This is a genomic window from Peptoniphilus gorbachii, assembly GCF_016908115.1.
Taxonomy (GTDB): domain Bacteria; phylum Bacillota; class Clostridia; order Tissierellales; family Peptoniphilaceae; genus Peptoniphilus_A; species Peptoniphilus_A gorbachii.
Map to the genome: position 1 here is coordinate 128,304 of NZ_JAFBDH010000002.1, position 13,338 is coordinate 141,641.

Below are 13,338 nucleotides of genomic sequence, written 5' to 3' on the forward strand. Positions count from 1 at the left end.
TTTAATCTCCCTCTACTTCTTCTTTGGAAAGTTCAAGTATATGGTCATAATTAGATGTTGTTTCCTCTTCTAGGTAGCTAATTCTTTCTTCTAATTCTTCTTGTTTTTCTTCATTTCTGTCATTGTATTCTCCTTGATACATAACAAATTCATTGTGACACCTTCCGAGTCTATTTATTCTCTTCTTTAAGTTTCTAATTTCTTCATTTCTTTTTTTCTCTTTTAAAATTTCATAAGTTCCTCCCAATAAAATTCCAAGTCCTAATAAAGCACAATTTTTCTTTTTTAACATTTATTCCTCCTAGTGCGTATTCATAATACTTTTCGCAACTGTTCCACTCTTAAACATCATAAGTCCAAGTAGTAGAGCATATCCTAATATACTAAACAAGCTTGCGTGAATATCTGTAATCTGTACCGTTCTTATTAAAACGGTGTAGATACCTAAACATACCATCAAAAACAAACCTTGTAGTCCCAAGGCAAAAAGTCCCTTGATATAATTTGTTCCAATCTGACCCCATTCTTTATTTCCCATAGTAGCAAATGGTATGGATGATACTGATGAGTAGACATATATTTCAAACATACGCCCATATACTATTAAGGTAATAGTTAAAGATATACATTGAATTGCAATCCTTACAAGGCTTGTTTCAACTAATATCATTATTAATGCACCAACATCTTTTTCTTTTAATGTATCAACCATAGCAACTATTTGATCTCCTGAAACAGTGGCAGAAGTAGTGATTACCCCTGCCGCTTTGTTTACAAGATTTTGTGCCACATCAAAGACTGCCATTGAAAATTCAAAGGCATGGCTTGCAAGGTAGACTGCTATAAACATCTTTATAATGTATTTGAAAAACTCAAAAGTATCTGTATCGTGCATATTATTCTTTTGCATAACCATATTTATGAGTTCAATACATAAAACTGCTGTTATGATAAGACCTGCTATTGGAACAATCACATTATCATTAATGTTTTTTATAAAGTTATATACTTCTCCATTCCAACCCATAGGTGTTTTACCAACATCAGTTGCAATAACTCCTACCTTGTCATTTATATCTAAGAACATGGACTCAAGATTTGCTTTGATACCTCCGAGTAGCATATCCTTAAAAAATTCAGTTAGCTTGTCAAAGATACCAAACATAGACTTTCTCCTATTTTAAAGCATTTGCAAGTAGTGGAATTAATTTGATACCGATTAGCACAATTCCTCCACCAGCCATAAGCTGCTTAATACCTTGAGATTTAGCACCAGGGTTATCATTACCATAACCTTCCATTAAGTTAATAACTCCCCATGCTCCTAAACCTGCACCAATTGCAGTTACAAGTGTTTTTAAAACTCCAACTCCAGCTGTAAAAAATTCCATATTATTCCTCCTCGTTTTCTTTCTTATTTTCTATTTTGTTTAGTGATTTAACTATAAAATTCTTGTAGACCTTATCTCCTTTTTTGTTTTCTTTGAAATATCCAAAGACATGGATCAGATCTCCTTTTTCAAATTCTTTTGCAATTTCTACCTTTTCTCCATATACTGAGCAATTTGTATATTCTTTGCCTTTTCCATATTTTTTTACAAGAGCAAAATTAGCTACTTGAACACTTTCTCCATCTTTTTCAAATTCTGAAAATTCAGCTTCCTTAACTAAATTTGCATTAATATTTATCATTTCTCTATCCATTAATTTCTTCTCCTTAATCTATAAATTTCAATTAAAAAAGCGACTGGATCTATTTATTTCCAATCGCTATACATTATTCCTTATTAAATTGTTCTAAGTAGGAGCTCTTATCCTTAACATCTTAACCTCCTAATTTTGAGTATAAAAAAAGCAGTAAACTTTATAATTACTGCTTTAATAAAATATCCTATATTATTAATCATTAAATGAACAATCTCGACAAATACCACCTACATCTTCTCGCCTATCCTTAAATCCCTTTCCACATTTAGAGCAAATAAATGCATAATCATTATTGTAATTCTCCTCTTCTAAATAAGAGTCATCGTAGTCTTCTTCATTTTTGTTTATAGAATCTTGATCTATCTGAATTTCAATTATTTCAATATCTGTATATTCTTTATCATTATTAATATAAAAAGAATCTTCTTCGATATCATCTTTATTAATTAATCTTGTGACATTAACTATGACACTTCCACTAAATTCTTGTTCTATTGGTGGTGATTGTATGACTTCTTTTGTATCATCATCACGTCCCCAATAATCAAAGGATACACAACTTAAATTTATTAAATATTCTAGCTCATAAGTTATACTAACAATCTCGTCTGTAAACTCTTCATAAGTATCTAATATCTCATTGAATTCACAATTATTTATATCTAATTCTTCAATACCCTCACTTCCAATAACATACGATTCTAGATAATAATAGTTGTTATTATAAATACTGTCAACTATATCATTAGAAATATCTTGTTTTACTCTTTCTACATATGACACATCTTTTCTATTTAAATCTACATAAACATTAAAATCATATCTATCATATACTTTTGAAGCGAAATTCTGAAACATTCCTGTTGTTAAAAATTCAATATTTACATTTGGATTTTTTTCTTTAAATTCACTTAATAATTTATCGTGAACTACTAAATTATCTTGACTATCCTTACTCCACCAGTCTTCTTTTATATCATTCGTAATAAAAATAATATCTTTTACTGATTTTTCAACTGGTAAATCTAATATCTCTTTCCAAACAAATAAATCTCCAAATTTTTCAACTCCATCTTTATTAATGTCCTCATATCCAGGCGGAATTTTATATTTATACCTAAGTTCACCCTCTCTAATAATTTTTAATTGTTCACTAAACCTTATCCTATTACCTATCCTATTATTTTTTTCTAAATATGAAATAAGATTATCTATATCTTTAATTATTTCAGGAGAATCTGTTGTTATTTCATCATATTCAATACCAACACTATTTTTATAAGATTTGATTATTTGTTTTAATTCAACTAACTTGTTATTTAAATCATTCTCCAAATTTTTTCTTCCAAAATAATTATATTTAGATGATTTAATCAAGACACTCTCTAAATTTTTTTGACTCCTTTCAATTACTCTTAGTAAATCTTTTTCAAAATTTTGATACTTTTTTTTCAATTGTCCGAATACGCTATATTTATTTTTATTAAATTCTTTATACACTTGATTCGGAATCCATATTAAATCCTTACACTCCTTGAAAATTTCTAATATGTTTTTGCTACTGTATAATGAATATCGAGCTAAGTCAAGTATTACATTTGTATCTAATACTATTATAGAGGTTTTTCTATTTATTATTTTTTTAAATTTTTCATAATTCAATTAAAGCACCAACCTTATTATTTAATTACATTCACAAAATTATTAAGTTTTTTCCATTTTCTAATCTTAGTCCTAAATGTTCCAAATGGTGCTACTGTATTTACATGGATAAATTTATATACTTCCCAAGTTGCAGTTTTTGTTGCTTCATCTGCCCATTTTCTCATATGTGGTTTAAATAATTCTTCCTCTGTAAGATTATCTATCAAAGAGTAAATATCTTCTATATTCTGTGATAGTTGTTCTTTTAATTCCTTTAACGATTTATGAGCATAGGTATCTGTAAACCATTGATACAATTCTCCAAGTTGATTCCACTTAAATTTGTCAGATGGCGTTTTAACCTCAATTCCCTTTTTTTCATCTTCTTCCCATTTCAAAACTAAAGTTGTCCAACCTACTTGATAGGCAAGATTTTCAGCTGGTGTCCTATCAACTTGATCTACTCTTTTATCTTTTAATTCTTCTGGGATATTATCAAACTCTGAAATATATTTTCCAAAAGTTTTCTTTATCTCATTTTTTAATTCTTCCTTACTTTCATAAGACCTCATATGCCTACCTCCATGGTTTATATAGATATTATACCAAAAATATTTTTATCCTAGGCTTAATTCATAATCTTGTAATCAAACTGTTCCTGTTTATTTTTATTTTATCTCTATTTGTTAAATACTCTTCCACATCAAACAAGTTTTTCTTATCATAATCTTCCAACAACTTGTAATTCTTATGCTTTGTAATATCGAATTTATCAGATAGAAAAGGTCTTACTCCTCTTAACTGATAAATACACTTACCGCCATCCATTACAGTTATTTCATCTTGACTCATAAGTTCCTTGCCAGTTTTTTGGTAATTTAGACCAAAAGATTTTTGATTGGATCTTGTTTCTGATGTGTTATATAGGTCTATGGTTTCTTTTCCTAAGGTTTCAGATAATTCTTTTACTGTTGTTTTTTCTTTTCCTCCTAAAAAGAGTGTAGAGTCGCAGTTACCAACTATTGTATCTGCATGGTCTTTATAGATTGCTTTTAATTGAGATTGTGCTTGCAGTATTATGCTTGCCGATATTTCTCTTGAACGAATTGTTGCAATCAATTTTTCAAATTTAGGAATTAATCCTATATTTGCAAACTCATCAAGTAGACACCTAACATGAACTGGAAGTCTTCCACCATACACATCATCTGCCTTATCACATAGAAGATTAAATAGTTGAGAATACATTATTGAAACTACAAAGTTAAAGGTATCATCTGTATCTGATATTATTACGAATAAAGCAGTTTTTCTATCTCCAATTTTATCAAGCTCTAATTCATCTTCGCTCATTAGTTCTCTAAGCTCTCTTATATCAAAAGGTGCAAGTCTTGCTCCACAAGATATTAGAATTGACTTGGCAGTTTTTCCTGTAACAACTTGTCAAGGACTTTTTAATCATTTTTTATCGCTTTTTGATGTTTTTCTCTCTCCATTTCTCTAAGAATTATGCGTTTTAATTTGTCTTGCATTGTTTCTGTTGCATTTTCATTAAAGTGAACAACAACCTCATAGGTTGCTTTACCAATTTTCTTTATAGTTTTTGTTCCTGTATTCTGTTCATTTTTATTTTCGTTCATATATTTTTCCTCCTGTTTGTTTCAATAATAAAGGCGATTAGAAAATTAAAAATCTAATCGCCTTTTAAGTGTCATATTTACATTTTTATTATCTCTGGCATACTTTTATACCTTTTTAGACTTAAAGTCTTTAATAGTGGCTTTCCACCTCTTTTTATCTATAGAGATTCTCCTACATCATAGTTCATTTTTTTATTTAAACCTTTCTGTATTAGTTTTTCTTTATCTTCTTCATACCATTTTAAGATTGTCGCATAGTGGTTTTGATAGGTCTTTCCACTGCTTTTCATGTATCTTGATAGTTTATTTATCATTATGTCTGTGTGTGAATTTAGTTTTTCTTTAAGATTTTTATATTCTTCTTTGCTTAACCTTACATTTTTGAATTCTCCATAAAAAGAAACTGGGGCTGCTTGGTTTTCTTTTTCTCCTCTCCCCTTATCTATACTAACCTTATCTAATCTACCCTTATCTATACTGGGTTGACCACTTGACAACCTTTGGTTAACCAGATGACAACCAACTTTTTCTTCTGAAATGTATGCTCCATTTTCCGTTTGATAAAGCTGTTGTTTCTGCTCTATATACATTGTTGGCTTATATCTGTCTTTTCTAATATAGTTATTTATCTTCCAATGAGTAATGACGATAATTCCCTGATCAAAGACTATCACAAAGCCTTTGGCAATAAGTATTTTTAGGTCATCTTCATTCGCTCCGATAATTTTGATGATTTTCTTAGGATTATTTACAAAACCATCATCATCTGCCCTCATTGATAAATGAAAATATAGGCATTGACTACTTAGTGGCATATCCAAAAATAAGTCGCTATCAACTATCTTTAGTGAAAACATTCTTTTATCTGCCATGCTCTCCTACCTTTCTTCAAATAAAAAAAGGCGATAGTTTTCACTTCTACCGCCTTTTGTAAGTTCATATTTTATTTTTCTGAATCTAATTCTTTTATAGACTCTTCTATTTCTTCAATAGATGGTAAGCTACTTTTATATTCCTGCTCAAGTAGTTTGCTAATTTCATACTTACTTATTCCTATTGGCTGTGAGATATTTTCAAGCGAATATTCAGCGACTACATTATCTTTATCTCTGCAAATTAGTATTCCTATGGTTTGATTATCACTATTTGATTTCATATTCTTATTTACAGCTGTTACATAGAAATTGAGTTGACCTGCAAAATCCGGCTTAAATTTTTCTGTCTTTAATTCTACTACAACATAGGAGTGTAGTTTAACATGATAGAAAAGTAAGTCCATATAAAAATCACTTTCTCCAACCTTGATATGGACTTGCCTACCCATGTAAGAAAATCCTGTCCCAAGTTCCAAAAGAAAAGAAGTTATTTGATTTACTAATGCTTCTTCCAACTCTCTTTCATCATATTTATCCCTTATTGTTAGAAAATCAAAGTTGTATGGATCTTTTATTGTTTGCTTAGCTAATTCAGATTGGACAGCCGGTAATCTATTATCAAAATTAGTAACTGCATTCCCAACCCTTTTATATAAATCTCCATCAATCTGATGTTCCAAAACCGTCCTGCTCCATCCATTTTCAATGGTCTTATCTATATAAAACAAAGCCTCTTTGACATCTTTACACTTATACATAATCCTTTGATTATGTCCCCAAGGAATACTTTTTATTCTTCTTTCAATATCCGATAATTGGGTTACAGCTTGTAACCCAATTAGGTAATCATTATAAAAGTTATACCAATATCTTATGTGTTTTAAGTTTACGGCTGAAAATCCTCCCATGTCTGGAAATTCTTTTCTTAAATCACTACTCAATAATTTTAGAAAACTATCACCCCAAGAATATTGTTTTTGTTTTTCAACAATTTCTTTCCCCAAGTTCCAATACAAATCAAGCAACTCATAATTAACTTTTACTGCTGCTTTTAATTGACTACGTCTAACTTTTTCCTTTAAATCTAAAAGTAATTTTTTATATTCACTATCTCCTATAATATCTAAATCTTTTTTATCCATTCTAATCACTCCAATCTAATTCTTTATTTTATTCTATTTCTTGCACCAATGGTGGGAGTTTTAATCTTTTTATCACAATCAGCTTACAGTAAACAAGCTCATTTTATCATTACACATTTAGTTTAATTAATGTGATTATACCAAAAATGTTAAATCTTTTCTATCTCTCCCTCTCTCTCTTTATCTATCTCTATATCTTTCTCTATCTCTATCTCTTGTCGGACATGGGTTGGACTAATTAAGGACAATGTCCTCTGTTTATTTTGTCTGTGAAAAATTCCTCTTTTAATTTTATCCAATAATATCTTTTGTTTGTTGCCATATCTGCTCCTTTCTTGATTTTCGATAATCGAAATTCTTAATTTCCGATTTTCGGAAGTCTTGTTATTATAGTTATTTAAGGGTGTAACTTTTCGTTACTCCCTTTAGATTTCTCTGGTCATATCTTTTTTGTTTGGTTTTACTTTTTCTTTTACTTTCCTTTTGACTTTCTCTTTTGTCTTATCCTTGTTCTTGGATAGGTCTTTGTATTTCTTTATTTGTTTTAGGATACTTTCTTTTTCTTTTTTATTTTCTTTGGCTATGACTTGCTTAAAGGCATATTCCATTACTTTTATGTCTTTGGCTTGGAAAAATACTTCATAGTTTTTGCTTTCTTTGTTTTTCATTACTGAGAAACTTACTCCAAGTTTGTTTAGTTCTTTTTTTAAGTCTTTGAGGTCGCTTTGATCTAGGCTTATATTTTCTAGTTGTCCTCTTTTGTAGAGGTCTTTCATTTTCATTTCATCGCCCATAAGACTTTTTAAGTTTCCGTTTGCTTTTTCTAAAGTATCATTCATCTTTTTTCTTATTTCTTTGTCTAAGTTGATTGATTCTTTTGCTGCCTTTATTGTGTATGTTATTATGGTTTGTGCTGCTTGACCTACTTCTTTGCTTATTTCTTCGTTTATCATGTTTTATCTCCTTTGTTTGAATTAAAAAAAGGGAAGTATAGGTTTTAATTTTTCTATACTTCCCTTTGCTTGTTTTTATTTTATTGTTCTTGGTGGTGGAATGCTTTATTTTGATGTTTTTATAGATTACTTAGGTCTTTGTACCTTTTGTTGTTTTTCTGCTCTTATTTTGCTTTTCCACCTTTAGTAGTTTATGTGTGTTCTTTTGTCTGATAGATAGTTTTTCATGTTGGAATATATAATCTGTATTTCTTCATTGTTCATTGCTTTTATTTCTTCTGTGCTTTTATATATTTTATATGTTCCATCTTCGTCTGCTTTTATGAGTTCATATATTAGCTCTTGCCTTTTATTCATCTCTATTACCTCCTAGATCTGCCTTTATTTTCTTGGTCATATTATAGCTTGGATAAGATATTTTTACAAGGTCTTATCTTTCTTGATAATAGTCTTTGACTAATTGTCTTTTTTTATTAAACTTATCACTGTCTTTTTTATACTCTTTAATCTTTTCTATGATACTTTCTTTCTCTCCCCTCTTAATTGCCTTGTCAATTTCTATTGATAGGTCGATACCATATTCTTCATTTACTACTTCTACTGCATATTTAATATGATTTATTTCCTTGTACCTTTCCCTTATCTTTTCTGACTCTGTATTTAATTTACTGATTTCATCTTCTAAGTTTTTAATTTCTCCTAACCATTCTTTTTCTCTTAAATTTTTCTTTCCACTGATTTTTTCAATTAAGTTTCTTGCCCTTATATATTGGTCTATTTCCTTTTGATTATTCTTGTAGAAGCTTTCTTTGAGTATTTTCTTGCTTTCATAGTCTTGGTAGGTTGCTTTTGTTTTTCTTACAGTCTTTGCATAGGCTAAGCACTTATTAAGGTCTTCTATCTTTTGACTGTTTTCTTTTATGGTCTTATATATTTCAGAGTTTTTGCTTCTTAGGGTGTTTATATGTCCTTGTAGGTCTGATATGGTTTTTATTTTATTTTCTCTTAGATAATTTATTCCACTTGCATATCTTTTTAGATCATAGATTGCTTTGTTTCTTTTCCCATAAAATGATAATTCATCTCTATTATTTTCTTGCATTTCTTGATAGAAGCTTAAATATTCATAGAGGTTAAAGAGTCCTGATTCATTTTCGATTTGCTTTTTACTTTGGTCTTTATATTCCTTGTATGATTCTTTTAGCTTATCTTTGAAGCCTGCTAGCCAAGATGTTATTTTCTTTATTTCATTGCCTATGTTTTTTAATAGTTCATTCTGTTTTTTTATTTCACGATTTATATCTCCTTTTTCTGTCCTTATTCCTTTTCTTTCCATTGCACTAGCACTTGCTCCTAGATGTATTGTTGGTATTTGTTTTATGCCTTGTCTTTTAAAACTCCTATGGTCTACTCTTTTTTCTATTTTGTTTTTTGCCAGATATTCATTGCAAAGGTCTGAAAAATTTTCTCTCCATTTTTCTACATTGCCTTTATCGTTCCAGGTTGTTAGTTCTACTTTCCTTGTCTTTGGTTTTCCATTTTTGCTTAAAATCTTTTCTCCTTTTTCATCTAGGATATATTCTTTTTTACTTTTTTGCCCCCATGTTCCATCTTCGTTTATTGGTCTTACTATGGTCATTATATGAGCATGAATGTTTTGATTTCCCTCTCTACTTTCATCATGAATTGCTAGGTCTACTATCATTCCCTCTTTTACAAAATTGTTTTGAACATATTCTTCTATCATCTTTTTATTTTCTTCTATGCTTAACTCTTTTGGTAAAGATATGATAAAGTTTCTTGCAAGTTGGGCATTAGAGTTTTTCTCAAATAGTTCTACCGAGTTCCACAAGGTTTTTCGGTCTTTATATTCTTTTGGTGCGTGATCTGGCAAAAATATTTCTTTGCTAATTACTCCTTGTTTTTTGGTGTAGTCATGGGTTACTCCGTCCCATTCATTTTTTATTTTTTCTCCACTTATATATGCTGCACTTGCTACTGCACTTTTTCCTTTTCCTCTTGATATTATGTTTACTGAAAAATGAAAACTGTCTGCCATTTTTATCACTTCCTTTCTTTTTTTGTTGTTTTAGGTGGAGGCTTAATAGATTTTTTATAGCCACTTTGTGAATGAGCGTTTTGAAATGATAGAATTAAAAAAAGCCGACTACTGAATTAATTTTTGTTGTTTCAGTATGTCGGCTTAATTGTTTTGTTCATTTCAAATTTTAAAAGTCAAGGGCGAGCCTCAGCGAGTTTATTTACCCTTGACTTTTAAAAAGCGAATGGTTATTGGTCGCTTCAGGGTTTTGGCTCCGCAGGACGCAAGCACCCTTTAGGGTGTATAATTGCGCCCTTAGAAAATCTAAGGGAGATTTGGTTATTTACAGATTCATTTATTTTTTTAATTTCCTCTCATTATTTTTAGTGTTTCTTTAAATTCTTTTGTCTTTGTTGCTTCTTCTAGTAGGATTTTTATTTCTTCATCTGTTAGTTCTTCTGCATTTTCTATAAGGCTTTCTAAAATTGCTCCTCTTGTTATTAGCCTATGAGTTCTTTCTTTTCTTCTTTTTATTATGTCTTGTTTTAATATCTTTTGTTCTTGATTTTTTAGTTGCCTTAATCTTTCTTCTGTATTGTCTATTTTATCTTTTATTTCTTTTGACTCTCGTCTTATTTGTTCTAATTTTTTCATACAAAACTCCTTTCTTGCAATATAAAAAGAGATAACATTTCTGCTATCCCTTTTAAAGTTTCATTATTAGAATTTTATGTCTTTTGAAATATCATTTATGTTTCTATAATGATTTTCTATTTCTTCTTGCTTCTTTCTTTTTAATTGTTCTTCTCTTCTTCTAAATTGTTTTTCTTCTTCATTTTATGTTCCTCCATCTAATATTCTTCTGTTCTCTAAAGAAAGGCTAAGCACCTTTCTTTGATATTTAACCTTTCATCATTTTTTAGATTTTATCTTCTAAAATCTTTCTCAGTTTTTCTAAAATTCTATCCCTCCTCCCACTGATTGCTTGATGTGTAACTTTCTCTTTTCTGCTGATCGACCTTAGACTTTCTTCCCTGTAAAAGATGGCTTCTATTAACTCTCTTTCTTCTTTTGTTAGTGTAGCTAATGCCTTGTTTAGTTCTTCAATTTGCATTTTTACTTCTACGATTTTTTCCAAGTCTATTCTTTCATCTGTTATTGTTTCTACAAAGTGTCCATCATGATCCAGTGCTGAAAATGGAATTACATTATGCTTCAAATCTTTTCTTTGGAGATATTTTTCATGCTCTGTTATCTTCCAGTAGGCTTTATAGACTTCTTCACTTACAGGTACGGCTTTTCCTTTGACATAAAGGAAATATTCTTTTTTGTCCATTGTGTAATCCTCCTTTTTATGCTCTCTGTTTTTGCTTTTTGAGAATAAAAAAAGGAGGACTTCTACACTTTGGTGTAAATAGTCCTCCGAAAAGAAATGAATCTATCTTTTTTTTAGATATATTTAGTTGCTTGAGATAATAAGAAACTATAAGGCAAGAAGAATTTTTTGTTATTTCTTTCTTCTATATGAAAAGTCTTTTTCATCTTACTCCCCCGTTTCTTACATCTATCTAATATTCATATATCAAACCTTTCTAAACTACCCATTCTTCAGATTGTTTTCTGATTTCAATAAAATCCTTATATATTCCATGTTTAGATGCAAGTTCACTATGTGTTCCTACTTGTTTTATAACACCATCTTTTAAAACAACTATCTGATCTGCATTTTTTACAGTAGAAAGCTTGTGTGCAATTACAATAACAGTTTTGCCTTTTAATAAGTTTTTCAAAGCAATCAATAATTCTTTTTCATTTTCTGGATCTACGCTTGAAGTTGCCTCATCAAGAACTACAAACCTACTCGGTTTTAACATGGCTCTTGCAATAGAAATTCGTTGACGCTCACCACCCGATAGATTTGAACCCCCTTCTTGCAAAACAGTTTCATAAGCTTGTGGCAATTTCATAATAAAATCATGGCACTGAGCTTTTTTGGCAATATCTATCATTTCTTCATCTGTTGCATTTGGATTACCAAACTTAATATTGTTTTTTATGGTATCATCAAAAAGATACACGTCTTGAAAAACAAAGCTAAAATTTGAAAGCAATTCATCATACTTGTACTGTTTAATATTTAGATTTCCAACTTTTACTTCGCCAGAATTTACATCCCAAAACCTCGCCATTAAATTGCAAAGTGTTGTTTTACCACTTCCTGAAAATCCAACAAGAGCAGTAGTTTTCCCATCTGGAACAAGCATACTTAGATTATTGAAAAGATTTTCTTTTCCATAAGAAAATGAAATATTGTTCATTGATATTTCTGCTTTATCTACTTCTGTCATTTCACCTTCTTCAATTACAGGCAAATTTCTTAAATTTATAACAGTATTAAGATTTCGTACAGCAACACCCTTAATACTCTGCATACTTCCTGCTAATTCAAATCCAGAAAAAACAACAAAACTCATAACAATTAATATAATAGCTTTAGTAACTTCAATATCCCCTGATAAATATCTTATTATAGAACTAAAAATTATCACACAAATACCAAGTTTAAATACTAACAAGAATAAAAACTGTGTTGGAACTAAAATTTTTTCTACAGCAAGGAAGCCTTTGCGACTTTTTGTAATACTTTCGTTTAGTTCCTTGACTGTATTTTTATCTTTTCCAAATGCTTTAGTTATTCCTATCCCATTTACATACTCAAGCATTTTTTCACTTAAATCCAATTTAAGTCCTAACAATCTCTCTGTTAGTTGATCTGTGCTTTTTTGTGTGAATAAGTTTACTAAGGTTCCAACAATCAAAGTCAACAATATAATTATAGCTGTTGCAAAATCATAAGGTAGTATGAAAATAACCATAATTAGTGTCTGTATTGTACCTACAAGCATTTGCTCAATAATAAAAACTCCTATTGTTTCAAGTTCACCTATAACAGTTGACAATGCTCCTGCTATATTCCCTAAAGAATTTGTGCTGAAATATCCCATGTTTACATTTTTTAAACGATCACCAATATATAATCTATTTTCTGCTCCTAAATTGTACGAAGCAATGTATTTGTTTTTATCAGCCAGATATCCAAATATAATTTTTCCCACCACACTTATAGCTGCAATAATAAAAACAATATACACATCTTTCATTAAAATGCTTTGGTTCGTGAATATATTTTCACAAATTTTGGTCAAACATAATAGAATTGCACCTAAAGAAACTCCTTCAAATACTCCCTTAAATACATCAAAAATAAGCATTTTTGTTATTTTATTTGAATATGACCCTGACACCTCATATAAAGTTTTTATCAATTCTCTCACT

At 29.7% G+C, this 13,338-nt stretch carries 15 protein-coding genes and 1 pseudogene; all 16 read right to left on the reverse strand.

Going from position 1 to position 13,338, the window contains the following annotated elements; translation table 11 throughout:
- Nucleotide 1 precedes the first annotated feature (1 nt).
- On the reverse strand, nt 2-292 hold the full coding sequence (locus tag JOD41_RS02725; protein WP_047211601.1) for a hypothetical protein: 291 nt from the start codon (nt 290-292) through the stop codon (nt 2-4).
- A gap of 9 nt (nt 293-301) precedes the next feature.
- Nucleotides 302-1,165 (reverse strand): VirB6/TrbL-like conjugal transfer protein, CD1112 family, encoded by an 864-nt coding sequence (locus tag JOD41_RS02730; RefSeq protein WP_000466914.1) that lies wholly within the window; start codon nt 1,163-1,165, stop codon nt 302-304.
- 10 nt (nt 1,166-1,175) lie between these two features.
- Complete coding sequence (locus JOD41_RS02735; protein ID WP_000394203.1) at nt 1,176-1,391, reverse strand: Maff2 family mobile element protein; 216 nt, start codon at nt 1,389-1,391, stop codon at nt 1,176-1,178.
- Nucleotide 1,392: 1 nt separating this feature from the next.
- Nucleotides 1,393-1,704: a single-stranded DNA-binding protein gene (locus JOD41_RS02740; RefSeq protein WP_000373440.1), complete on the reverse strand. Its 312-nt coding sequence runs from the start codon at nt 1,702-1,704 to the stop codon at nt 1,393-1,395.
- 195 nt (nt 1,705-1,899) lie between these two features.
- On the reverse strand, nt 1,900-3,369 hold the full coding sequence (locus JOD41_RS02745; protein WP_001105422.1) for a PIN-like domain-containing protein: 1,470 nt from the start codon (nt 3,367-3,369) through the stop codon (nt 1,900-1,902).
- Nucleotides 3,370-3,386: 17 nt separating this feature from the next.
- Nucleotides 3,387-3,923: a ClbS/DfsB family four-helix bundle protein gene (locus JOD41_RS02750; RefSeq protein ID WP_001258251.1), complete on the reverse strand. Its 537-nt coding sequence runs from the start codon at nt 3,921-3,923 to the stop codon at nt 3,387-3,389.
- A 61-nt stretch (nt 3,924-3,984) separates the two neighbouring features.
- A pseudogene (locus JOD41_RS02755) lies at nt 3,985-4,794 on the reverse strand (VirD4-like conjugal transfer protein, CD1115 family); the annotation flags it as partial.
- Nucleotides 4,795-4,805: 11 nt separating this feature from the next.
- On the reverse strand, nt 4,806-4,991 hold the full coding sequence (locus JOD41_RS02760) for a transposon-encoded TnpW family protein (RefSeq protein WP_143568406.1): 186 nt from the start codon (nt 4,989-4,991) through the stop codon (nt 4,806-4,808).
- 158 nt (nt 4,992-5,149) lie between these two features.
- On the reverse strand, nt 5,150-5,863 hold the full coding sequence (locus JOD41_RS02765) for a replisome organizer (RefSeq protein WP_205051483.1): 714 nt from the start codon (nt 5,861-5,863) through the stop codon (nt 5,150-5,152).
- A gap of 71 nt (nt 5,864-5,934) precedes the next feature.
- Nucleotides 5,935-7,008: a PDDEXK nuclease domain-containing protein gene (locus JOD41_RS02770; protein ID WP_205051484.1), complete on the reverse strand. Its 1,074-nt coding sequence runs from the start codon at nt 7,006-7,008 to the stop codon at nt 5,935-5,937.
- Between the two features lie 425 nt (nt 7,009-7,433).
- Nucleotides 7,434-7,961 carry a PcfB family protein gene (locus JOD41_RS02775; RefSeq protein ID WP_205051485.1) on the reverse strand — a complete coding sequence of 176 codons (528 nt, stop codon included), beginning with the start codon at nt 7,959-7,961 and terminating at the stop codon, nt 7,434-7,436.
- Between the two features lie 183 nt (nt 7,962-8,144).
- Entirely contained in the window at nt 8,145-8,318 is a 174-nt protein-coding gene (locus JOD41_RS02780) for a hypothetical protein (protein WP_205051486.1), read from the reverse strand.
- A 73-nt stretch (nt 8,319-8,391) separates the two neighbouring features.
- Nucleotides 8,392-10,020, reverse strand: coding sequence for a MobQ family relaxase (gene mobQ / locus JOD41_RS02785; RefSeq protein ID WP_205051487.1), 1,629 nt, complete (start codon nt 10,018-10,020; stop codon nt 8,392-8,394).
- 345 nt (nt 10,021-10,365) lie between these two features.
- Complete coding sequence (locus tag JOD41_RS02790; RefSeq protein ID WP_205051488.1) at nt 10,366-10,656, reverse strand: DUF3847 domain-containing protein; 291 nt, start codon at nt 10,654-10,656, stop codon at nt 10,366-10,368.
- 265 nt (nt 10,657-10,921) lie between these two features.
- Nucleotides 10,922-11,338: a sigma factor-like helix-turn-helix DNA-binding protein gene (locus JOD41_RS02795; protein ID WP_151378261.1), complete on the reverse strand. Its 417-nt coding sequence runs from the start codon at nt 11,336-11,338 to the stop codon at nt 10,922-10,924.
- Between the two features lie 256 nt (nt 11,339-11,594).
- Entirely contained in the window at nt 11,595-13,337 is a 1,743-nt protein-coding gene (locus tag JOD41_RS02800; protein WP_002842115.1) for an ABC transporter ATP-binding protein, read from the reverse strand.
- Between the last annotated feature and the right edge of the window lies 1 nt (nt 13,338).

What these genes read in the sequence shown, in the direction of transcription:
- JOD41_RS02725 (WP_047211601.1), bottom strand. Translation starts at nt 292, where the DNA reads ATGTTAAAAAAGAAAAATTGTGCTTTATTAGGACTTGGAATTTTATTG.
- JOD41_RS02730 (WP_000466914.1), bottom strand. Translation starts at nt 1,165, where the DNA reads ATGTTTGGTATCTTTGACAAGCTAACTGAATTTTTTAAGGATATGCTA.
- JOD41_RS02735 (WP_000394203.1), bottom strand. Translation starts at nt 1,391, where the DNA reads ATGGAATTTTTTACAGCTGGAGTTGGAGTTTTAAAAACACTTGTAACT.
- JOD41_RS02740 (WP_000373440.1), bottom strand. Translation starts at nt 1,704, where the DNA reads ATGGATAGAGAAATGATAAATATTAATGCAAATTTAGTTAAGGAAGCT.
- JOD41_RS02750 (WP_001258251.1), bottom strand. Translation starts at nt 3,923, where the DNA reads ATGAGGTCTTATGAAAGTAAGGAAGAATTAAAAAATGAGATAAAGAAA.
- JOD41_RS02760 (WP_143568406.1), bottom strand. Translation starts at nt 4,991, where the DNA reads ATGAACGAAAATAAAAATGAACAGAATACAGGAACAAAAACTATAAAG.
- JOD41_RS02765 (WP_205051483.1), bottom strand. Translation starts at nt 5,863, where the DNA reads ATGGCAGATAAAAGAATGTTTTCACTAAAGATAGTTGATAGCGACTTA.
- JOD41_RS02770 (WP_205051484.1), bottom strand. Translation starts at nt 7,008, where the DNA reads ATGGATAAAAAAGATTTAGATATTATAGGAGATAGTGAATATAAAAAA.
- JOD41_RS02775 (WP_205051485.1), bottom strand. Translation starts at nt 7,961, where the DNA reads ATGATAAACGAAGAAATAAGCAAAGAAGTAGGTCAAGCAGCACAAACC.
- JOD41_RS02780 (WP_205051486.1), bottom strand. Translation starts at nt 8,318, where the DNA reads ATGAATAAAAGGCAAGAGCTAATATATGAACTCATAAAAGCAGACGAA.
- mobQ (WP_205051487.1), bottom strand. Translation starts at nt 10,020, where the DNA reads ATGGCAGACAGTTTTCATTTTTCAGTAAACATAATATCAAGAGGAAAA.
- JOD41_RS02790 (WP_205051488.1), bottom strand. Translation starts at nt 10,656, where the DNA reads ATGAAAAAATTAGAACAAATAAGACGAGAGTCAAAAGAAATAAAAGAT.
- JOD41_RS02795 (WP_151378261.1), bottom strand. Translation starts at nt 11,338, where the DNA reads ATGGACAAAAAAGAATATTTCCTTTATGTCAAAGGAAAAGCCGTACCT.